The 19,897-nt window shown below is 63.3% G+C and carries 18 protein-coding genes and 2 pseudogenes; 6 read left to right on the plus strand and 14 right to left on the minus strand.

Annotated features, from left to right (window positions below):
• Positions 1 to 99 precede the first annotated feature (99 nt).
• Entirely contained in the window at positions 100 to 852 is a 753-nt protein-coding gene (locus I6F31_RS19340) for a hypothetical protein (protein WP_225185951.1), read from the minus strand.
• 432 nt (positions 853 to 1,284) lie between these two features.
• Between I6F31_RS19340 and I6F31_RS19345 the strand changes: the two genes are divergently transcribed.
• Positions 1,285 to 2,688, plus strand: a complete 1,404-nt coding sequence (locus I6F31_RS19345; RefSeq protein WP_225185952.1) for a DUF305 domain-containing protein — start codon at positions 1,285 to 1,287, stop codon at positions 2,686 to 2,688.
• Between the two features lie 179 nt (positions 2,689 to 2,867).
• Here the strand turns inward: I6F31_RS19345 and I6F31_RS19350 are convergent, their stop codons facing one another.
• Entirely contained in the window at positions 2,868 to 3,602 is a 735-nt protein-coding gene (locus I6F31_RS19350) for a DUF3750 domain-containing protein (RefSeq protein ID WP_109143958.1), read from the minus strand.
• A gap of 160 nt (positions 3,603 to 3,762) precedes the next feature.
• On the opposite strand from I6F31_RS19350, the gene I6F31_RS19355 reads away from it, so the two are divergent.
• A complete protein-coding gene (locus I6F31_RS19355) occupies positions 3,763 to 4,017 on the plus strand; it encodes a hypothetical protein (protein ID WP_225185953.1) in 255 nt (84 codons plus the stop codon).
• 551 nt (positions 4,018 to 4,568) lie between these two features.
• On the opposite strand, the gene I6F31_RS19360 is transcribed toward I6F31_RS19355, so the two are convergent.
• On the minus strand, positions 4,569 to 5,816 hold the full coding sequence (locus tag I6F31_RS19360; RefSeq protein WP_225185954.1) for a glycosyltransferase: 1,248 nt from the start codon (positions 5,814 to 5,816) through the stop codon (positions 4,569 to 4,571).
• 196 nt (positions 5,817 to 6,012) lie between these two features.
• Entirely contained in the window at positions 6,013 to 6,813 is an 801-nt protein-coding gene (locus I6F31_RS19365; protein WP_225185955.1) for a class I SAM-dependent methyltransferase, read from the minus strand.
• Positions 6,814 to 6,879: 66 nt separating this feature from the next.
• Here I6F31_RS19365 and I6F31_RS19370 point away from each other — a divergent pair, with 66 nt between their 5' ends.
• Positions 6,880 to 7,338: an Rrf2 family transcriptional regulator gene (locus tag I6F31_RS19370; RefSeq protein WP_036000430.1), complete on the plus strand. Its 459-nt coding sequence runs from the start codon at positions 6,880 to 6,882 to the stop codon at positions 7,336 to 7,338.
• Positions 7,339 to 7,412: 74 nt separating this feature from the next.
• Here I6F31_RS19370 and I6F31_RS19375 read toward each other — a convergent pair whose 3' ends face one another.
• From I6F31_RS19375 to I6F31_RS19395, 5 genes are all read right to left on the minus strand, one after another.
• Positions 7,413 to 7,583 (minus strand): hypothetical protein, encoded by a 171-nt coding sequence (locus I6F31_RS19375; protein WP_157284651.1) that lies wholly within the window; start codon positions 7,581 to 7,583, stop codon positions 7,413 to 7,415.
• Positions 7,580 to 9,025: an amidase gene (locus I6F31_RS19380; protein WP_225185956.1), complete on the minus strand. Its 1,446-nt coding sequence runs from the start codon at positions 9,023 to 9,025 to the stop codon at positions 7,580 to 7,582. The genes I6F31_RS19375 and I6F31_RS19380 overlap by 4 nt, the downstream gene beginning before the upstream one ends.
• Positions 9,012 to 10,361, minus strand: coding sequence for a TRAP transporter large permease subunit (locus tag I6F31_RS19385; protein WP_036000352.1), 1,350 nt, complete (start codon positions 10,359 to 10,361; stop codon positions 9,012 to 9,014). The genes I6F31_RS19380 and I6F31_RS19385 overlap by 14 nt, the downstream gene beginning before the upstream one ends.
• On the minus strand, positions 10,358 to 10,960 hold the full coding sequence (locus tag I6F31_RS19390; RefSeq protein WP_025035930.1) for a TRAP transporter small permease subunit: 603 nt from the start codon (positions 10,958 to 10,960) through the stop codon (positions 10,358 to 10,360). Before I6F31_RS19390 ends, I6F31_RS19385 begins: the two co-directional genes overlap by 4 nt.
• A gap of 114 nt (positions 10,961 to 11,074) precedes the next feature.
• A complete protein-coding gene (locus tag I6F31_RS19395; RefSeq protein WP_036000349.1) occupies positions 11,075 to 12,202 on the minus strand; it encodes a TRAP transporter substrate-binding protein in 1,128 nt (375 codons plus the stop codon).
• A 415-nt stretch (positions 12,203 to 12,617) separates the two neighbouring features.
• Between I6F31_RS19395 and I6F31_RS19400 the strand changes: the two genes are divergently transcribed.
• Entirely contained in the window at positions 12,618 to 13,898 is a 1,281-nt protein-coding gene (locus I6F31_RS19400; protein WP_225185957.1) for an amidohydrolase/deacetylase family metallohydrolase, read from the plus strand.
• A gap of 59 nt (positions 13,899 to 13,957) precedes the next feature.
• Here I6F31_RS19400 and I6F31_RS19405 read toward each other — a convergent pair.
• Positions 13,958 to 14,062: pseudogene (locus tag I6F31_RS19405) on the minus strand (DUF3750 domain-containing protein); the annotation flags it as partial.
• A gap of 117 nt (positions 14,063 to 14,179) precedes the next feature.
• On the opposite strand from I6F31_RS19405, the gene I6F31_RS19410 reads away from it, so the two are divergent.
• Positions 14,180 to 15,802, plus strand: a complete 1,623-nt coding sequence (locus I6F31_RS19410) for an ABC-F family ATP-binding cassette domain-containing protein (RefSeq protein WP_109143956.1) — start codon at positions 14,180 to 14,182, stop codon at positions 15,800 to 15,802.
• Between the two features lie 167 nt (positions 15,803 to 15,969).
• Here I6F31_RS19410 and I6F31_RS19415 read toward each other — a convergent pair.
• The 3 genes and pseudogenes from I6F31_RS19415 to I6F31_RS19425 form a co-directional block, all read right to left on the minus strand.
• Positions 15,970 to 16,421 (minus strand): annotated as a pseudogene (locus tag I6F31_RS19415) (transposase).
• A gap of 180 nt (positions 16,422 to 16,601) precedes the next feature.
• Positions 16,602 to 17,654: a type II asparaginase gene (locus I6F31_RS19420; RefSeq protein WP_225141706.1), complete on the minus strand. Its 1,053-nt coding sequence runs from the start codon at positions 17,652 to 17,654 to the stop codon at positions 16,602 to 16,604.
• 292 nt (positions 17,655 to 17,946) lie between these two features.
• Positions 17,947 to 18,195, minus strand: a complete 249-nt coding sequence (locus I6F31_RS19425) for a hypothetical protein (protein ID WP_036000331.1) — start codon at positions 18,193 to 18,195, stop codon at positions 17,947 to 17,949.
• 202 nt (positions 18,196 to 18,397) lie between these two features.
• Here I6F31_RS19425 and I6F31_RS19430 point away from each other — a divergent pair, with 202 nt between their 5' ends.
• Positions 18,398 to 18,859 (plus strand): cupin domain-containing protein, encoded by a 462-nt coding sequence (locus tag I6F31_RS19430; protein ID WP_036000328.1) that lies wholly within the window; start codon positions 18,398 to 18,400, stop codon positions 18,857 to 18,859.
• A gap of 6 nt (positions 18,860 to 18,865) precedes the next feature.
• On the opposite strand, the gene I6F31_RS19435 is transcribed toward I6F31_RS19430, so the two are convergent.
• Complete coding sequence (locus tag I6F31_RS19435; RefSeq protein ID WP_225185958.1) at positions 18,866 to 19,828, minus strand: alpha/beta hydrolase; 963 nt, start codon at positions 19,826 to 19,828, stop codon at positions 18,866 to 18,868.
• Positions 19,829 to 19,897: the final 69 nt, after the last annotated feature.

The following is a 19,897-nucleotide window of genomic DNA, read 5'->3' on the forward strand; positions in this document are numbered from 1 at the left end:
GTCCGGTTTCTCTCCGAGAGCAGCCGTCGCGGCAGTTCATGGGCAGTTTGGCTGGAGGGCCAATGAGCTGACATTCGACGCAAATGCGCACCGGTCCGCTCACGGCGGCGGAAAGGCTCCTGCTATTGGCCCCACGACGTCGCGGCTGGCTGCCGGTCGATGGGATCGAACGAAAATGAAACGGGACGCCGCGGGTATATCCGCTTCGGAGCGACCATCCTGGCCGATGAGTATCAATCCGGCACCGCCATTTGCCACATTCAGAATGATCGGCTCGCCGTTCCATGTCTTGATCGGGTCCATTCCGATGATGAGAAATTCGCCGATAGGCTGGTCAAAATATTGGAGACGCAATTGCGGGCCGACTTCGGCCGCAGCGAGTTCGAGGCCGAACTGCTGGGCGCGTGCGTAAACGTTAGCCAAAGTCACGGTATCGGACGTGAATCCAAGCTGCGCAGGCGATAGATCGAGAAGCTCCACATATGTCTTCCGAGAGCTAACGGTGAACGTCGGCCTAGCAAGGATTTCAGCGGCCTGACCACCGACATTGCAGCCCTTGCTATCGAGTTCGTTGCGCAAGGCAAGAGAGTCAGCGAAGGTACCTATTGTGATCGTTTTCCATGTCGCAACGTCGCGCGCGGACTTAATAGGCTGTTGCGACGCCGGGGCCGAGCGCGTCTTGAGCTTCAGCTTGTTTTGCAACACGTCGCGCGCCGCGCATTGAGCGGACGCGGCGCTCGCAAAGGAAATGACGCAGGCCGCCGAGAGTATGGAAGCCAAAAGGTTGAGGAAAGGTCGGCTTGCTTGGTTATGACCTGCCGCGCGCCGGGCTCGGCTTGTGAAAATACACATGGCAAATGACTTTTCTGAAAACGTTTGGACCGAAAAAGCCCAATTCCGGCAGCGGACGCTGCGCCGACGCGATGCCCTTCTCTTATCCGGCTTCTTCCAACCGTACTCCGTTTAACTAAGACAGCATGTGAACCAGCTCACAGCCTCCTTCGACGCGTGCTTACGCGCTTACATCACCGGCGCCGAACTTGTGATCAACGGCGGCTACCTGCCGCAATAGCCCGCTGCCACGGCGGTACGCGCGCTCAGCATTGCACGGCATACAGCGCGCGTCCGCCGTGATGCAGCTCGATTGAAAAAAGAGTAGGGAGCACGCTTGGCAACGTCTAAACTATCACAAGAGCCATCGCCTTGATCAGGCTCTGGCGTTCTCGTCTCCTACCGCCCCGCCTCAATCACGCTTTAGTCACCTCACCACCTGAGGAGAAGAAATTGAACCATCCCGCGCGGCCTCGCTCCTCTGGTTGCCTGCTGGCCCTGATCATCCTCGCATCGGTCGCGACCCCGGTGCCGGCGCATGCACATGTCAAATGGTTCGCGCCCTATATTGTCGGAGCGCCACCACAGTCGATCGGGGCCACGTTGACCAATGTATGGTTCTGGACCGGCATTGCGCTCGTGCTGGCATTCTTCCTCGCGTCACGAGCCATCGAGAAGTCGAGCGCCGGCGAGACGATCCTGCTGGCCATGGATCGCATCACCGACCCTCTCTGGAAGCGCCTCGACGACTTCGTGCGCGTCGTCATCGCCGCCTTCTTCGTGGCAATCTTCGCCGTCGGCGGCGTCTACCTGACGCCAGATCTCAAAACGCCGGCCGAATGGGTGTCCTGGACCCAGCTCCTGATCGCCGGGTTGATCTTCTCTCGCAAGACGCAGCCACTTGCGGCTCTCGGGATCATCGCCTTGTGGCTACTCGCGCTGCGCGACTATGATGTCTTCCATTTGCTGGACTACCTCGCGCTTGGAGTCGGCGTCGCCGCCTATCTGGTATTGGAGGCCTCATCCAATCCGGAATGGCGCAACCATCGATTCGAGGCGCTGCGCTGGGGCGTCGCCATCGCGCTGATGTGGTCGAGCCTCGAAAAGTTTGCCTATCCGGACTGGTTCTACCCGCTCGTGCAGGAAAAGCCCTTCTTGACCTTCGGCATGCCGCGCGACGTATTTATCCCGATGGCGGGCGTCGCCGAATTCACGATGGGATTCGGATTGATCTGGACGCCGCTTGTCCGCCGGCTGTCGGCCATCGCTCTTTTCATCATCTTCAACGCAGCCGTCTATCCGTTCGGGCGAACCGACCTGATCGGACACGCGCTCATCATGGCGGTCGTCGTTGCCATTGCTGCCGATCATAGTCGTGAGGTTCATTTCCTGCCCGCACTCAAGCGAAGGCTTGCCGGCGTCCCGGCCGGACTTGCGGCGGCGCTAGTCATTTTCACAACGGGTTACTGGGGACTGCACATTGCGATTTATGGCATCGAAGGAGACATCGGAACGCTGGCTGGAGAGCGGCTGACCCATACGCCGAACCCCGAACATCCGCATGGCATGCACGGCGCTGCGGCGATAGGGTTGACGGCTCCGGATGCCTACCGCGCCGCCATGGACCGCATGCACGGTCCGATGATGCGAGGCATCACCAATGCTGATCCCGATGCGGCCTTCGTGCTCGGCATGATCCCACACCATCAAGGCGCAGTCGACATGGCCGAGATCGTCCTCAAGTTCGGCAAGGATCCTCGAAATCAGCACTTTGCTCGCGAGATCATCGACACCCAAAGGCGAGAGATCGGCGAGATGCGCGCATGGCTCAATCAGAAGAGCATTCCCCAACCGTGAGGAACGGTGATGAGCGCGACAGGCTCCGTCGTCCTGATTGGTCCCGCTTGAGCGCAACAGATGCTCGGCAGGAACAAACATCACGTCAGTAAGCAGCCAGCTCTTCTATCGATCCAAGCTCTTACGAAAGGACTGAGCAGTCCACAAACGGTGCGGTCAACCCAGCATTTCGCTCTCTATCACGACAGGCCGGGGGTTACCCCAAGCCGACCGAGGCCAGGTAGCTTGAGCGCCGGGCGTCGGATGTCGATGCCGAGAACGGCGCCGAAGAAATTGATCTCCAGACCTTCGACCCAGCCGAGCGAGAAGCCGATGTATCCGGCAAGCGAGGCGTAGATGCCCGTGCCGGACGCCGTTACGCCGAACCATTTGCCGGTGTACGGGAAGTCCTTGCCGATCGCGGTCGGCGGCAGGACGGCCCGGAGCTCAGGGACGGAATCGAGTGCGGCCTGCACGAAGGTGTTCGAATTGGGCCCAGGCCAGACGCTGTAATCTCCATAGGATCGAAACCTGTAGTTTTCGACCACATGCCTGATCTTCGGGATCAGCGCCTCCGCGCGCTCGCCATCGACGGCCACGACGATTTCAGGCACAGCGCCGAACCATCGCCCGTCCGGAGCGAAGCCGTTGGTGCGGATCGGCTCGCCCCAGGCCGTGTAGTCGTACCTTGTGTAGGTCGGCGCATCTTTCTCCTTGACGACGATCCAGGTGTGAATCGCGAAGATGCCGCGCCATCTCACCGTTCTTGCTCCGAACACCCGGATGACGGCCTCACGGTGGTCGGCCGCGGCGGTCAATAGACCTGCGCTGGAGCGGTCGGCCGTCTGCCAGCTCTGGCGGCCATCATCCAGCCAAAAATATCTCGCCGCCGATGCGGCAAGCGGTGCGAAGACGAGGAACAGAAAGATGAGCAATGGCTTTTTCAAGGGAGTGGTACGGCGGGGATCTTCGGCAAACATATAGTTCGCATCGATGTCGACGCCATAGCCGCTCCCGGTCGCCGAACGAGCCTGTCACCTCGGTCGGGCGGGCACGAGATCGGTTGAGTTGTTCCGCAACGGATGGAGCACACGCATGGACATGAAGGAAGCCGCGGCAATGACCGAAGCCTCCGGGCTGACGGACGATCAGGGCAGCATGGAGCGGACTTCAGGCCCGCGGCCGGGTTCCGGAGAGCAAGAACGGGCTTTTGCTCCGCAGGCCCGCACGCCGTCGCCAGAGCCGGCGAAGCGATGGGCTGATCAGTTGCGCGAGTTGACGGTGAGGGCGCCGTTACGGTCCTTGCTCGTCGCTTTCCTGGCCGGAGCATGGATCGCTCGCCGCCGCTAGGAACTGTGACAAGAAGCAGCGGTTTCAGGCGCTGGCATAGGAAAGGGTGGACGATGAGGGTTCTGGTTTTGATGGCGACTGTCCTTCTGGGCACCATCTCGTTTTCCATGGCGCAAAGCTCAGGAGGTGCTTCCTCCGCTGGAGGGGCGGGCGCAACCGGTTCGGGCGGCGCTGGTGGCTCGACGCTCTCGAACGGGACGACGCTGAGCGGAACCGGCGGTTCGCCGGGGCCCAACACGCTTAATGCAAAGGGCCAGGGAACGACGGGCCAGAGACTCGGGCTGCCCCCGTCCGGTCAGGAGGGTGGCGGATCTCGACCGTCTTACAACACGCCAGCCGCCGACGCCGCCATCCAGCAGCTTGGAAACACCAACACGGGTATCCTTAAGAAGTAGCGGTGATCAAGGCGGCGTGCCCACTCGCTATGGCAGCGCTTTGGTCGACGTCCCCTCGCAGTGGACCAGGAGCAGGCATCTGTGTTGATCGGCCGCAAGGGCTGCTCACCTGCATTGCAACTCGAGCCTTTTGAATCGGCCTGTGCAATTTCGGGCCTAATTGAGAAGGTGTTGGCTTCGCAGGAAGCCAATCGCGCTTGCGACGCCGTCTTCGACGCGGATCGCTTCGCCAAGGCGGTTCGCTCGCTGCTGAATCAACGGATTTCCGGTGGCCTCTGCGATCGCGGCGGCCAGCCAATCGGCTGAAAGGTTCCTCACTCCTCTTGATCTTGGTCCGACGCCCAGATCATCGATGCGCCTTCCCCAGAACGGCTGGTCGCCAAAGAAGGGACAAATGATATTCGGCTTGCCAGCTCGAAGCGCAGCCCCCGTAGTGCCGGCCCCGCCGTGATGGACGCAGGCCGACATCAGCGGGAACAACTGCGCATGCGGTGCGCCTTGGATGAAATGGACGTGACTGGCTCCGAGATCGCCTCGAAGAGCACCGCCGCCGACCGCTAGAACGCCGCGTTTCCCAGCCTTGGCCAATGCCTCCAGTACGAGTTTCGTCAGGGACGTCGGGTCGACACCTGGCATGCTGCCAAAGCCCACATAAACAGGCCGCTCATCGCCCTCTACGAAGCGCTGGAGTTGCGGGTCAGGCTGCCAAACGTCGTCGCCTCCCAGGAACCAGTACCCAGTCACCGCGACAGAATTCGGCCAGTCCGGCGGAACGGGCACGACATGCGGACTATAGGCGTAGAGCGTCGCGCGAGGCCGCAGCTTCTTCTCCGGCGTGTTTGCGAGGTGGAGTTCGGTGGCCCGCCATTCCCCGATCATCCCGCGAAAGAGGGCGTAGGCGCTGTGAGCCATCGCGCTGTGCGTGAGTCTGTTGAGGGGGCCAAGCGAGCGGAACGGCACGAGCGGGCTCGCGAACGCTGCTGTCGGTGTGAAGCCAGGCAGGGGAGAAGCCAGAACGGCAGGGCAGGATAACTTTTCTGCGATATGCGCCGCGGCGATGGCCTTCGGGTGATAGATGATCAGTTCTGGACGAAATCGTCGGGCGGCTTGCCATTCGGCGCTGAGCTGTTGGCGGCCGATCGGCCTGAACTGCTTCAGCATCCTGAAGCCAGCCATAAACCCCGCACCGCCCGCCATTGCCGCCTTGGCTTCCGGGGTTTCCAGGAGGGCGAGATATTCACTCGGAAGATGCGCGAAAGCGATGCCGCGGCTCAAGACGAACGATTCGAACTGCGAGGGCGCGGCGATCAGCACCTCGTGCCCGGCCTGCTTCAGACCGAGCGCCAAGGCGAGATAGGGTTGCACGTCGCCGCGGGTGCCTAGTGTATGGATTGCGACTCGCATGCTTCTGACCATTGAGAAATGGATTGGGACGACAACCGCTGCTCAGACAAGCCGCTTCTGATGAAGCTTTGACCACACCCCACCCATGTGTCGCAATCGGGCGCGAGTTTCTGCTCACTGGTCAGACGCTCGGGTTTCGGGAGATCGAGAGATCGGCCGATAGTGTGACGGCCCGCCAGGCTTTATTGTTTGAGCCTCATCGTTCAGCGACGCCAATGAGTGCGGTCGAGCTTATCGGCAGCACCGGACGACCATCGGCTCTGGCCCGCACCTCGGCAATCACCGCCGCCTTTTCGATGTCGTCCAGGCTGGTCCAGTCGGGCGACATGCCAAAGAGCGTGTCAGGCGCGTCGAGCGCCGCGACGTCGAGCAGAAAATCATGAGTCACCGTGTCGATCCGGGGATTGCGATAGCCGGCAGCGACGAGGGCGCGGGCGAAATCGTCCGGATCGCTCAGGGCCTGAACGGCTTCAGGCATTGCCATGCCCGGCCGATCAGGGAACAGCTTTTGCCGCACTTCGCCCAACAGGAGGAAGGTCGCCGCGCCCCGATCCTGCCAGGTCGCAACCACGCCATGCCCGCCGGGGCGCGTCACCCGTCGCATCTCGGCCAAACCCTTGCGCCAATCGGGGAACATGATGACACCGAAGATCGAAAAGACGGCATCGAAATGCGCGTCGGGCAGGTCCAGCGCCTGTCCGTCCATGACCCGCGCCTTCACATTGGGCAGACCAGCAGCTGCGATGCATCCGACCATGCCGGGCGAGAAGTCGGTCGCCAGGACTCGTGCGCCGGTGCGAGCGGCTGCGAGGGCGAGCGCGCCGGTGCCGGCTGCCACATCGAGAACATGACTCTGAGGCGTCAGGGTTACGCGCGCCAGCGCCGCCTCCGCAAACAGGGCGGTGAAGGGGTGCGCGGTCTCTCGATAATGCCTGGCTGCGCTGTCCCAGTGGTCTGGATCCTCAAACTGTTGCACGTCGGATACCTCACGAGTCATGTAACTTTATATGTATCATGACTGCGTGCCCTTGCCAATGATGGGATGCGTGCGAAAGATCAGCCGATGCGAAACGACAGCCGCCTTTCCCGAATGCTGCATGTGCTGCTCCACATGGCGCGACATGACGGCCCCATGACCTCGGAGGCGATCGGCACGATGCTGGGGACCAATCCGGTCGTCGTTCGCCGCACATTGGCGGGGCTGCGCGATGCGGGCTATGTCCGGTCGGACAAAGGGCATGGCGGCGGGTGGGTCATCGCGTGCGACCTCGAGCGCGTGTCACTTCTCGATGTCTATCGTGCGGTTGGTGGTCCCCGGCTATTTGCGATCGGGAACGAGCATTCCAATCCAGACTGTGCGATCGAGCAACTCGTCAACGCAGCGGTGGACGATGTCCTTCGCGATGCCGAAGCATTGCTGGTCGAGCGGCTGGGTGCGGTGAGCCTCGCAGACCTGAGCAAAGGTCTCGACGCGCGCTGCGCAGGCGATCCCAGGTGGCAGCTCGAACGGGTTGGCCGCTAAAGCTCTCTTCTTGTCGTAATTCCGGCTGCTCCGGCCAATGCCGAGAAGTGAAGCGTCTTCTTGCCGTGGGGTATTCAGCGAGGCGCGCCGTTCGTCCGCAGGGATCGCACGAAATCGATCACGGCCAGCACCACGACGCAGACAACGATGATGATGAGCGGAATGGCCTTGATCCAGACCAGCAGGATTCCAAGAAATGCGATCATGAGCGCGAGGCCGATGAGTCCGGTGATCAGATTGGTCATCGCACTTTCCTTTTCTCCGCGCCCGGAGCCGAGTTCGATCCGGCGCTCGGGGCGTTGCGCCGACCGCTACCACGCGTGCGCCCGATGCTCTTGATCAGCCAGTGCGCCGTGCGCAAGAGGCGGGCGTCGTTGCCGCGGCGGCCGACGAGCTGGACGCCCAGCGGAAGGCCCGTTTCGGAACGCATCAATGGCAGGCTGATCGCGGGCACGCCGAGATACGTCCAGAGCGAGCAGAAGACCGGGTTGCCCGTCGTCTCGATGCCGGGTGCCGCGCCCGGCGCTGCGGGCGTCAGGATGGCGTCGTATTCATCGAAAAGGTGGTCCAGAGCCTGGTTGAGCGGCGCAATCCCGGCCAGAGCGTTGCAATAATCCGCCGCAAGATGCGCGCGGCCGCGCTCGATCGCCTGGCGCAGACGCGTGCTCAGCCTGTCGCCGCCTCGCTGTTCATCGCGCCGCAAATTGTGCGCCATATCGACTTCCATGATGATGCGGTGCATGTCGACGGCCCCGTTGAAGCTCGGCCCAAGCTCGACTTCGCTGCACGCTTCGCCCAAAGCGTCGACGAGCTCGGCAAAGGCTTCACGCATCTCCGGCTCGGCCTGATCCCAGACCGGAGAGCGCACAAAGGCAAATCGCGGCGGCAACGGCGGCTCGCTCGCCGCGACCGCAGAGAATGGCGGGCGCGCAACAGGCCGGGTGTCCGGATCCTCCGGGTCGAAGTCGACCATGACCTCCGCCAGCAGGGCCGCGTCCTCGACGCTGCGCCCGAACACGCCGACATGGTCGAGCGTACGCGACAATTGGAGCGCGCCGCTGCGTGGAATGAGACCATGCGTGGGCTTGAAGCCGACCACGCCGCAGAAGGCGGCAGGACGGATCACCGAGCCGTTGGTCTGCGAGCCGATGGCACCCGGTACCATCAGCGCCGCGACGGCCGCGGCGGAGCCCGAGGACGATCCGCCGGGGGTGTGATTTGGGTTGTGCGGATTTCGGGTCTTGCCCGGATTGTAGTACGCGTACTCCGTGGTCACCGTCTTGCCGAGGATCACGGCTCCTGCCGCCCGCAGACGCGCCACGGCCGCCGCATCGTGCCGCGGCGTCCGTCCGGCCCACAGCTCCGATCCGAATTCCGTCGGCATATCGCCGGTGTCGAAGATATCCTTGATGCCCACGGGCACGCCATGCAGCGGGCCTGTGGCCTTGCCGTGCTTGCGATGATCGTCGGCCGCCTCGGCCTGCTGCATCGCGTGGTCGCGATCGAGAAACGCCCACGCCTGGATATCGCGATCGACCTCATCGATGCGCCTGAGGCAGTCGCCGACGAGTTCCACCGAGCTGAGCCGGCCGTCGCGGATGCCGGCCGCAGACTCCGCGAGGCCGAGCGCGTTGAGACTCATGCGCAGCCTCTCGTCGGTTTGCCGGGTCCGCTCATCGCGCCCCATAGAGATAGCTCGGCAGCCACAATGCGATCCCCGGGAAGATGTAGACCAGTGCCATGGTGAGGAAGACCAGGCCGACGAACGGTAGCGCGCCGGAGAAGATGTCGGTCAGCTTCACCTCAGGCGGCGCCACGCCCTTCAGATAGAAGGCGGCCATGGCGACCGGCGGCGTATTGAACGCGGTCTGCGTGTTCAGTGCCACCAGGATGCCGAAGAAGATCGGATCAATGCCGTACTGCGGAAGCAGCGGCAGGAAGATCGGCACGAAGATGATGATGATCTCGGTCCATTCCAGCGGCCAGCCGAGCAGAAAGATGATGATCTGGGTCAGCAGCAGGAACTGGATCGGCGAAAGGTTCATCGAAGTGAAGAACTGCTCGACCACCGATTGTCCGCCAAGGACGGCAAACACCGCCGAAAACGTCCAGGATCCAATGAAGAGGTAGCAGACCATCGCCGTGGCGCGCACGGTCAGGTACACGGATTCGCGTATCATCTCGTAGTTGAGCGAACGATAGGCAGCCGCCAGCACGATGCTCATGAGGGCTCCCACCGCGGCCGCTTCCGAGGGCGTCGCGAGCCCAAACAGGATCGCGCCGAGCACCGAAACGATCAGCAACGCGAGCGGCAGGAACGACGTGGCAAGCGCCCAGATGACCTTCGAGGTCGGCACGTCGGTCTGCTCGCGCGGCAGCTTCGGCGCGAGCGCGGGATTGATGATCGCGCGCGTCATCGCATAGAGGACATACAAGCCGGCCAGCATGAACCCCGGAAAGAACGCCGCCGCGTAAAGCTTGACCGCCGAGACGCCGGCAGTCGCCGCATAGACGATCAGGAGAATGCTCGGCGGAATCAGGATGCCGAGGCAGCCACCGGCGCAGACGACGCCCGCCGACAGCTTGGCGTCATAGCCGGCTCGCAGCATCGCCGGCAATGCCAGCAGCCCCATCAGCGTGACGACGGCACCGACGATGCCGGTGGCGGTCGCGAACATGGCGCAGGTGATCAGCGTGGCCACGGCAAGTGCGCCCGGCACGTTCTTCATCGACAGCTGCAGCGAGTAGAACAGGCGGTCGAGGATGTTTGCGCGCTCGATCAAATAGCCCATGAACAGGAACAGCGGAACCGCCACCAGCACGTCGCTGGATGTGACCTCGAACGTCTTCTGCACCAGAAGCGTGAAGATACGGTTCTGAAAGAAGTCCTGACCGGGGGTGTAGTAGGCGTAATAGCCGAACGAGACGCCCATCGCCATCAGCGTGAAGGCGATCGGGAAGCCGAGCATGATGATGAAGATGAAGAGGCCCAGCATCAGCATGCCGAGTTGAGGATCGGTCATGCGCCTGGTCCCTTCTCACTCTGCGGCTCAGCCGCGTGCTGCTGATGTTCGCGGATGACGAGGCTCTCGGTCTCCTCCACGTCGTGCAGGCGCTGCGGCCATCGACCGGTGCGGATGCACAGCACGCAGCGGATGATCTCGGCGACCCCTTGCAGGAACAGAAGGAAGCCGGTGAGCGGGATCAGCGCCTTCAGTGGAAACACGGGAACGCCGGCCGGACTGAAGATGCTGACTTCGCGGAAGCGCACCGACATCTGGGCGTAGTTCCAGCCCGAATACATCAGCGCCGCGATCGCCGGCAGGAAGAACAGGATATACAGGACGAGGTCCATCGTCGCCTGGGTGCGCGGCGACCAGAGGCGGTAGACCACGTCGGCGCGGACATGGCCGTTTCGCGAGAGCGTGTACGCGCCGGCCATCAGGAACATCGCGCCATAGGTGATGTAGCTGATGTCGAAAGCCCAGGTGGTCGGCGCACGCAGCACGTAGCGCACGAACACCTCGTAGCTGACTCCCAGGGTGAGAACGAGGATCAGCCAGGCGAACGCCTTGCCCACCCACGTGCTGAGCTCATCGATGAAGAACAGGAATTTCGTCATGCGAGCTGAACTCGCTGCGAGCAGTCCATCCGGATGTCCCCCTCCAACTCGTGGGCGGCGCTTCAATTGCGCCGCCCCCGCGATAAGACCTGACGCGATCCCCCGCGACAGCCGTCAGACCTTGAGCACGCCCGGGAAGTGATGCTCGAAGGCGCCGCGGTAGTCCGTCGCGTTGTTCATGTTGTAGTAAACCACGCGGCGCACCCATTCCTTCTGCGAATCCATCACCTTCTTCATGAACGGATCCGAGCCGAGCTGGGCGATCAGACCGTCCCACGCCTTGATCTGCGCGTCGAACACAGACTTCGGTGTGCGCTGGACGTTGACCTTGTCCTTGTTGATCAGCTCCTGCAGGTCCTTCGAATAATAATCCATGGCCTTCCATTCGTTGGCGGAGGACACGGCTTCGGCGGCGTATTGCAGGATCGCCTGCTGTTCCTTCGGCAGCGCGTTGAATTTCGTCCGGTTGAACATGATCTCGAAATATTCCGTCGCCTGATGATGGCTGCCCATCATGTAGTTCTTGGCGACATCCTGCGCGCCGAAGCGCCGGTCCGAGGTCGGATTGTTGAACTCGAACCCGTCGATCACGCCGCGCTCCATCGCGGGTACGATCTCGCCGCCGGGCAGCTGCGCAACCGATGCGCCCATCGCCTGGAAGAGATCGGCGGCCAGACCCACCGTGCGATATTTCAAGCCCTTGAGATCGGCGTCGCTGGTGATCGGCTTCTTGAACCAGCCGAGCGGCTGGGTCGGCATCGGCATGGCGAAGAAGCTCTTGATGTTGACGTTCATGATCTTGGTCTGGAGCTCCTCGAACAGCTCCTTGCCGCCGCCGTTGTGGATCCAGCCAAGGCCTTCGTTGGCGTTGAAGCCGAACACCGGGCCGGTGCCGAACAGCGAGGCGGCCTTGTGCTTGCCGTACCAGTACACCGTCACCGTGTGTGCCGCGTCGATCTGGCCGCCATGAACGCCGTCGAAGACCTGGAACGGATGCACGACCGAGCCGCCGACCAGATAGTCAATGCGCAGCCGGCCTCCGGCCATATCGTTGACGCGCTTCACATAATCTTCGGCCATCTCGTTGAAGACATCGGCCTTGCCCCACGAGCCCTGCATCTTCAGGGTCGCTGTCTGCGCCCGGCTGACTTGCGGCATGGCGATGGTGGCAGCGCCGGCCGCGCCGGCGGTCAGCAGGAATTTGCGACGAGTTGTTCTGGTCTTTTCGGACTTTGCAGTCATGGACGTCCTCCCTGGCGGCCGGATTGTTCGAACGCGTTTCGACGCGCTTGTCGTTGTGAACCGCTGGAGGTATGCCGCATTCCAGCGACTTTGATCACAGTTTGGACGCATTGCCGGCATCCGACAAGCCCCGGTGTCGCATTATTGGTCTTAGACGTTCGACTCCAAGCAGCCGGATATTCACGCGCATGTCGCGGCGCAGCAAAGATGCAGCCGGACTTCTGCCAGTGGTGCCCGCCCGATGCGATTCTGGAAAATTTCGCGGCTCCTCAGGGCTCGCGTGCCGTCATAGGATCGGATCACCCGGGCTTCATTTCCAATCCCGTTCGTTGTGAACTCGACCTTGGCGGCGGAAGCAGATCTGGACATCCAGCCCGGCCGTTGCCGCGAACAAAAGCACAGAGGGGGGATCATCATGCTTGCGTTGTCACGCCGCGATTTCCTGGCACTCTCGACGGCGGCCGCCGCCGTCGGCCTCGCCGCGCCCGCGCGCGGGGCGATGGGGCCGAACGACAAGTACGATCTGGTGATCCGCGGCGGCGAGGTGCTCGACCCCAGCCAGTCGCTGCGCGCCAGGCGCGATATCGGTATCCGCTGGGGCACGATCGAGGCGGTCCAGGAGACGATCCCGGCCGAGCGCGCGCTGAAGAGCATCGACGCCTCGGGCAAGCTGGTGATGCCCGGCCTGATCGATCTGCATTGTCACGTCTATCCCTACGGCTCGGCCATCGGCATTCCCGCCGACGAGCTGGTCCAGTTCCAGGGCACGACGACCGTCGTGTCGGCGGGCGATGCCGGCGTCAACAATCTGGCGGCGTTGCGCCGCTTCATCGTGGCCCAGACGCGGGCGCGGATGTACGCCTTCGTTCACATCGCCAACAACGGCCTGTCGGCGTTCCCGGTCGCCGAGCTCCACAACATCGATACAGCGCAGACCGAAGCCTGCGCCATGGCACTGGCCGAGAATCCGGACTTCCTGCTCGGGGTCAAAGTGCGCATGTCGGAAAACGTCATCTTCAAGCATGGGCTCGAGCCGCTCAAGCGCGGCATCCAGGCGTGCGAGATGTGCGGCTGGCCGGCGAAGATGATGGTGCATATCGGCGGCGTCGAATCCAAGGAGCTGATGTCGCAAATCCTCGACCTGATGCGCCCGGGCGACGTGCTGACGCATGCCTATTCGGGCGCCCCGAACATGTCGAGCGTGTTCACGAATATCGTTCAGGACGGCAAGCTGCTGCCTGCGGCTCTCGCGGCCAAGCAGCGCGGCGTCATGTTTGACGTCGGGCATGGCGGCGGCAGCTTCGATTTCACCGTGGCGGAAGTGGCGATCCCCGGCGGATGCGCTCCTGATACCATCTCTTCGGACATCCACGTCTTCTCCGGCAATTCGCCGGGGATTCCCTTCCTGCCCAACGTCATGAGCAAGTTCATGACGCTCGGTTTCACGCTGGAGCAGGTGGTCGCAATGGCAACGACCGCGCCGGCGAAGATCATCAGCCGCGCGCCGAAGATCGGCACGCTGCAGGTCGGTGCGCCCGCCGACGTCGCGATCATGGAGCTGGTGGAGGGACCGGTCAGCTTCGTCGACACGCGCAACAACAGGAGGGAAGGGAAAGCCCACCTCAAGCCGATCCAGACCGTCATCAACGGCGTGCCGTTCGGGCGGCCGTATCAGGCGCCGTTCTCAGTAAGATAGAGAGGCGGCGCCGGTCTCAGGTCTCTTCGAGATTCGGCGAAAGTTCTTACAGGCCGAGCGTTGATCTCCGGGCCTTCGACCCAGCCGATGGAAAAGCCGACATATCCGGCAAGCGAAGCATAGATGCCCGTGCCGGACGCAGTTTGCCCGACCCATTTGCCCGTAGGCCCCGAACCGAGCGGTCACGAGCGAATGGGCTGAATCCCGGCCTGTCCCGGGCTTCCCCTCACGCCCCGTATGGCCTATGACGCTGCAACGCAAAAATCCCCCAAAAGTCACTCATGATCCGCCTCGACAACGTCAGCAAGCAAGCCGGCCACCAGATCCTGTTCATCGAAGCCTCCGCGGCCCTCAACAAGGGGGAGAAGATCGGTCTCGTCGGCCCGAACGGCGCCGGCAAGAGCACGCTGTTCCGGATGATCGCCGGCGAGGAACTGCCCGACGAGGGTCAGGTCTCCATCGATCGTGGCATCACCATCGGCTATTTCAACCAGGACGTCGGCGAGATGAGTGGCCGCAGCGCGGTGGCCGAGGTGATGGACGGCGCCGGCCCCGTCAGCGAGGTCGCGGCTGAATTGCGCGAGCTCGAGGCCGCCATGGCCGACCCCGACAAGGCCGACCAAATGGACGAGATCATCGCCCGCTATGGCGAGGTGCAGCACCGGTTCGAGGAGCTCGACGGCTATGCGCTCGACGGCCGCGCGCGCGAGGCGCTCTCCGGCCTCGGCTTCAGCCAGGAGATGATGGACGGGGATGTCGGCAAGCTGTCCGGCGGCTGGAAGATGCGTGTGGCGCTGGCGCGCATTCTCCTGATGCGCCCCGACGTCATGCTGCTCGACGAGCCGAGCAACCATCTCGATTTGGAAAGCCTGATCTGGCTGGAAAAATTCCTGCACGATTACGAAGGCACGCTTCTGATGACCTCGCACGACCGCGAGTTCATCAACCGCGTGATCTCCAAGGTGATCGAGATCGATTCCGGCTCGCTCACCACCTACACCGGCGATTACGAATTCTACGAGCAGCAGCGGGCGCAGAACGAGAAGCAGCAGCAGGCGCAGTTCGAGCGCCAGCAGGCCATGCTCGCCAAGGAGATCAAGTTCATCGAGCGCTTCAAGGCGCGCGCCTCGCATGCGGCCCAGGTGCAGAGCCGGGTCAAGAAGCTCGACAAGATCGAGCGGGTCGAGCCGCCGCGCCGCCGCCAGAGCGTCGCGTTCGACTTCCTGCCGGCGCCGCGCTCGGGCGAGGACGTCGTCGCACTCAAGAACGTGCACAAGGGCTATGGCTCAAAGCGCATCTATGACGGGCTGGACTTCATGATCCGCCGTAAGGAGCGCTGGTGCGTGATGGGCGTCAACGGCGCCGGCAAGTCGACGCTGCTCAAGCTGGTTGCCGGTGCGAGCGAGCCGGACGAGGGCACCGTGGCGCTGGGCGGCAGCGTCAAGATGGGCTATTTCGCCCAGCACGCGATGGATCTGCTCGACGGCGAGCGCACCGTGTTCCAGTCGCTGGAGGACGCGTTTCCGACGGCGGGGCAGGGCTCCTTGCGCGCGCTCGCCGGCTGCTTCGGCTTCTCCGGCGACGACGTCGAGAAGCGCTGCCGCGTGCTCTCGGGCGGCGAGAAGGCGCGCCTCGTCATGGCCAAGATGCTGTTCGACCCGCCGAACTTCCTGGTGCTGGACGAGCCCACCAACCATCTCGACCTCGCCACCAAGGAAATGCTGATCAACGCGCTGTCGGATTTCGAGGGCACCATGCTGTTCGTCTCGCACGACCGGCATTTCTTGGCGACGCTGTCGAACCGCGTGCTGGAGCTGACGCCGGAGGGCATCCACCAATATGGCGGCGGCTACACCGAATATGTCGCGCGCACCGGCCAGGAGGCGCCGGGTTTGCGGAGCTAGTGGTGGGCGGTAGCCCGGATGGAGCGAAGCGCAATCCGGGATCCGTGTGCGACGTCGGCGCTCGTGTCGTGCCGCGGGACCATCCCTGGATTGCGCTGCGCTCCATCCAGGCTACGGGCGGCCGTGATGGACCGGTAGTCCGGATGGAGCGTAAGCGTAATCCGGGATCAGTCTCCGCGTTCACCAAAGCTGCCGCTTATCTCGCCGGCTCCTCCCCAATCGGGAGGTAGAATACCAGCGCGAACGTAGTGATGGAGCGAGCTGTAGGGCCACTCAATCGCCGCTGCAACGAGCCCGTGCTTGACCGGCTTGTAGTGAATGTAATCGGCGCAGCGCTCGAAATCCGCATCGTTACGAATTGTGTGTTCCCAAAATCGCCGCTGCCAGAGCGCGTACTCGCCGCGATGATTGCGGCAGATCGGTGCGCCGGAAGCTGCCAGCCGGTGTGTGAAGGCACTCTTGATGCGCTTCCAACGACCCGCCGTTCGGCACGCGTTACGCGAAATGCGCTGCGGAGCTCGTCGACATGATCAACCAGCACGGATGACATTCGATCGTCCAGCGTGACGGTGAAGAAGAACATCCCGCCGGGTACGAAATTTCGCCGATAGCGAACCATGCGAGGGACTTTCCCGGATTGCGCTTCAGTCGGGCGAAGGATGGGCCGAAGCCCGGATGCCGCGCAGGGCAATCCGGGGAGTGCTACAGGGACAGTCGTGCCGGTGCTTGGTCTGCCCCGGATTACGCTGCGCTTCATCCGGGCTACAACTAGGGCGGCCCTCCGGGTCCGGATCATGCTCTAATAAGCATAGAACATCCGCTGAATGTCCTTGGTGTCGGTCGTCTTGGTCAACGCCAGCATCAGCAAGATGCGCGCCTTCTGGGGATTGAGCGTATCCGAGACGACGAAGTCGTGCTCATCGTCCTTGGCCTCGCCATTGCGCGCGACGATGCCGTTGCCGACACGGCTGCTGCGAAGGATCACCACGCCCTTCTTGCGGGCATCGTCGAGCGCCGGCTCGACCGCCGGGCGGGCGAGGCTGCCGTCGCCTACGCCGGCATGCACGATCCCCTTGGCGCCGGCGGCGACAAAGGCGTCGATCGCGACCCGGTTCATGTTGGCGTAGCCGTAGACGATGTCGACCTGCGGCAGGACATCGAGCTTGGATACGTCGAATTCGGAATCCGCCGTGTGCCGGCGGGTCGTTTGGCGATAGAAATACGGCTTGTTGCCTTGCATGTAGCCGAGAAAGCCGAGTTCAGGCGTGCGAAAGGTGTCTGCCGTGGACGTGTTGTTCTTGGTGACGTCGCGTGCCGCGTTGATCTGATCGTTGAGGGCGACGAGCACGCCCTTGCCCACGGCCTCTTCACTGCCTGCGAGGATCACCGCATTGAAGAGGTTGATCGGGCCGTCCGCGCTGATCGCGGTCGACGGCCGCATCGCACCGACGACGACCACGGGCTTCTTGCTCTTGACGACCAGATTCAGGAAATAGCTGGTTTCCTCGATCGTGTCGGTCCCGTGCGTGATCACGATCCCGTCCACGTCGTCCTGCGCGAGGAGCGTATTGACGCGCTTGGCGAGCTTCAGCCAATAATCATTGTTCATATTCTCGCTGGCGATCTGGAAGACCTGCTCGCCCTTGACGTTGGCCACCGTTTTCAACTCGGGGACTGCGTTCAAGAGGGTCTCGATGCCCACCGTGGCTGCGGTATACCCGATGACGGTGGTGCTGCTCGCCCCGCTGCCGGCGATCGTGCCGCCGGTTGCGAGAACCATGACGTTGGGCAGGCCGGGGCCTCTCGCGTTGGCAACGTCAACGATCATGAGCAGCGCAAAGAGCACGCTCATTATCGCCATCATGTGATCACGCACGCGGAACTGCAACATCTCGTCCATCCTTTGCTGGAAGCCTCGTTGATGCGCCCCGGTTCGCTCAGCGTCGCATCATCTGTCAGCCGCTGCGTTCTGTCTAGGGTCGCGGCGCGTTTGCTTTACGCGCTCGGCGCGTGTCGGAAACTGGCGGTGGGGAGGCACCAAAAAGCAAATGGCCGGGACATTCTCGCGCGAAGACGCGCTTCTGCCCGGCCATGACGGCATTTCGGTTGTGGCTTTGCTGAAAAAGCCGGGAACGGACTGCGCGTTACGCGCTGGTCTCGCACTTCTTCATGAAGCTGTTCTTGGCGGCGCCGGCGAGCGGCTTGCCGTCGGCGCTGACGGCCTTGGGCGCGCAGGCGTCTTCCTTGCACTTCTTCAGAAACGAGGTCTTGGCGGCGCCGGCCAGCGGCTTGCCGTCCTTGCCGACGGCCTTGCTCTCGCAGGTTTCTTGCGCAAGGGCCGAGCCCGCTGCGAAGGTGGCAACGATCGCAGCGAGAAAAATCCGTTTCATCATGGGGGTCTCCTGAACCAGAAATGGCCGGGAGAGTGGAGCCGGGAATCGTGGCGCAATCAAGCAGGATGAGCACTGGGCGGCCCGGTCGCCCGCTGATTTTTGCGCGCCAGCTCGGAAGATGTCGCCTCTGTTGCAGTGCTCGCTGACCGCATCGGGCGATCCTGCTAGCGTCGGTCCCTTGAGATGGAGAGGAAGCATCGTGATGGACGCCGCGATCCCGCACGACCAGGCAGCCGATCGGCATTCCCACCTGGTTCGACCCCAAGACATGGATTGGCAGAAGACGCGCTTTCCGGGCTGCGAGGCCAAGACGCTACTGTTCGATCGCCGTACGGGGCTGATGACCGCCTTGATGCGTTTTGCGCCAGGATCGGTGCTGCCCGATCACGAACATGTCGGCATCGAGCAGAGCTGGGTGATCGAAGGCGCGCTCGTCGACAAGGAGGGTCCGGCCAAGGGCATTGCCTGCAAGGCCGGCGAATTCATCTGGCGCGAGGCGGGGAGCCGGCATGCCGCCTGGTGCCCCGACGGCGCGTTGATCCTGGCGATCTTCCAGGTGCCGAACAAGTTTTTCGAGGCCGACGGCCGCGTGGTCGATGCCGCTGGCCAGGACTGGGATGAGACCTGGGGGCACACCGCGGCGCAGCGGGCGCAGAGCGCCTGATCGCCTTCATGCGCCGCGCATCAGCAGCGCCTTGAAGTCGGCCCGCGCGCGCTGCGCCTCAGTGCGCGCGACGTCGGAGGCGTCGCCCATGCCGAAATAGCCATGGATCAGGCCGGGGCCCTCATGGTGCTTGACCTTCACGCCGGCCGCCTCCAGCGCCCGTGCATAGGCGGCGCCTTCGTCGCGTAGGGGATCGAACCAGGCGGTGGTCACGACCGCGGGCGCGACGCCGGCCAAGGAGGCGGCCCGCAGCGGCGAGACGCGCCAGTCGCCGGCGTGCGCGGGATCGGCGAGATAATGGCCGCAGAACCATTCCATCGTCGCCCGCGTGAGGAAGTAGCCCTCGGCGTTCTCGCTGCGCGAGGGATAGCGCGCGTTCTCGCGCGCATCAGCATAAGCGCCGACGACGTCGGTGACCGGATAGACCAGCAGTTGCGCGGCGAGCTTGATGCCGGCCTCCCGGCAGGCGATCGCGCTCGCCGCTGCGAGATTACCGCCGGCGCTGTCGCCGGCAACGCCGAAGCGCGTTGCGTCACCGCCAAATTCCGCGACGCGGCCAAACACGTCGCTGACCGCGGCGAAAGCATCCTCGAAGGCGCCGGGAAAGCGCGTCTCGGGCGGGCGGCGATAGTCGACGGAGACGACGACCGCGCCGGTCTCGATCGCAAGGTTGCGCGCCTGCCGGTCGTGGGTTTCGAGATCGCCCGCAACCCAGCCGCCGCCGTGGAAGAACACCACGGTCGGTGCCGGCGCGGCGCCGATCCGGTAGACCCGTGCGGGAAGCAGACTGGCGCCGCCTTTCACCCTGATGTCCTCGACGCTATCGACCGGCGGCGGCGGAATGGCGGCACGCGAGGCAGCGAGTGCGCGCAAGGAATCGCGGGCGCTCTGTGGCGTCATGACCGTGGGATCGCGCATCGGCATAAGCGGAATGATCTGGGCGATGACGGGATCGAGCGGTGCGGCCATGGGCTTTCCTCACAGGGTTCTTGGTCTTGCTTGGTCATTAGCATAGGTTTTGCGGGCCGCATCGGCAAC

It is taken from the genome of Bradyrhizobium sp. NBAIM01 (assembly GCF_020194115.1).
Lineage (GTDB): Bacteria > Pseudomonadota > Alphaproteobacteria > Rhizobiales > Xanthobacteraceae > Bradyrhizobium > Bradyrhizobium yuanmingense.

Excerpts from the sequence above, each read along its gene's own strand:
- I6F31_RS19340 (WP_225185951.1), bottom strand. The coding sequence starts at position 852 with ATGTGTATTTTCACAAGCCGAGCCCGGCGCGCGGCAGGTCATAACCAA.
- I6F31_RS19355 (WP_225185953.1), top strand. The coding sequence starts at position 3,763 with ATGGACATGAAGGAAGCCGCGGCAATGACCGAAGCCTCCGGGCTGACG.
- I6F31_RS19360 (WP_225185954.1), bottom strand. The coding sequence starts at position 5,816 with ATGCGAGTCGCAATCCATACACTAGGCACCCGCGGCGACGTGCAACCC.
- I6F31_RS19365 (WP_225185955.1), bottom strand. The coding sequence starts at position 6,813 with ATGACTCGTGAGGTATCCGACGTGCAACAGTTTGAGGATCCAGACCAC.
- I6F31_RS19370 (WP_036000430.1), top strand. The coding sequence starts at position 6,880 with ATGCGAAACGACAGCCGCCTTTCCCGAATGCTGCATGTGCTGCTCCAC.
- I6F31_RS19375 (WP_157284651.1), bottom strand. The coding sequence starts at position 7,583 with ATGACCAATCTGATCACCGGACTCATCGGCCTCGCGCTCATGATCGCA.
- I6F31_RS19380 (WP_225185956.1), bottom strand. The coding sequence starts at position 9,025 with ATGGGGCGCGATGAGCGGACCCGGCAAACCGACGAGAGGCTGCGCATG.
- I6F31_RS19385 (WP_036000352.1), bottom strand. The coding sequence starts at position 10,361 with ATGACCGATCCTCAACTCGGCATGCTGATGCTGGGCCTCTTCATCTTC.
- I6F31_RS19390 (WP_025035930.1), bottom strand. The coding sequence starts at position 10,960 with ATGACGAAATTCCTGTTCTTCATCGATGAGCTCAGCACGTGGGTGGGC.
- I6F31_RS19395 (WP_036000349.1), bottom strand. The coding sequence starts at position 12,202 with ATGACTGCAAAGTCCGAAAAGACCAGAACAACTCGTCGCAAATTCCTG.
- I6F31_RS19400 (WP_225185957.1), top strand. The coding sequence starts at position 12,618 with ATGCTTGCGTTGTCACGCCGCGATTTCCTGGCACTCTCGACGGCGGCC.
- I6F31_RS19410 (WP_109143956.1), top strand. The coding sequence starts at position 14,180 with ATGATCCGCCTCGACAACGTCAGCAAGCAAGCCGGCCACCAGATCCTG.
- I6F31_RS19420 (WP_225141706.1), bottom strand. The coding sequence starts at position 17,654 with ATGAGCGTGCTCTTTGCGCTGCTCATGATCGTTGACGTTGCCAACGCG.
- I6F31_RS19425 (WP_036000331.1), bottom strand. The coding sequence starts at position 18,195 with ATGATGAAACGGATTTTTCTCGCTGCGATCGTTGCCACCTTCGCAGCG.
- I6F31_RS19430 (WP_036000328.1), top strand. The coding sequence starts at position 18,398 with ATGGACGCCGCGATCCCGCACGACCAGGCAGCCGATCGGCATTCCCAC.
- I6F31_RS19435 (WP_225185958.1), bottom strand. The coding sequence starts at position 19,828 with ATGGCCGCACCGCTCGATCCCGTCATCGCCCAGATCATTCCGCTTATG.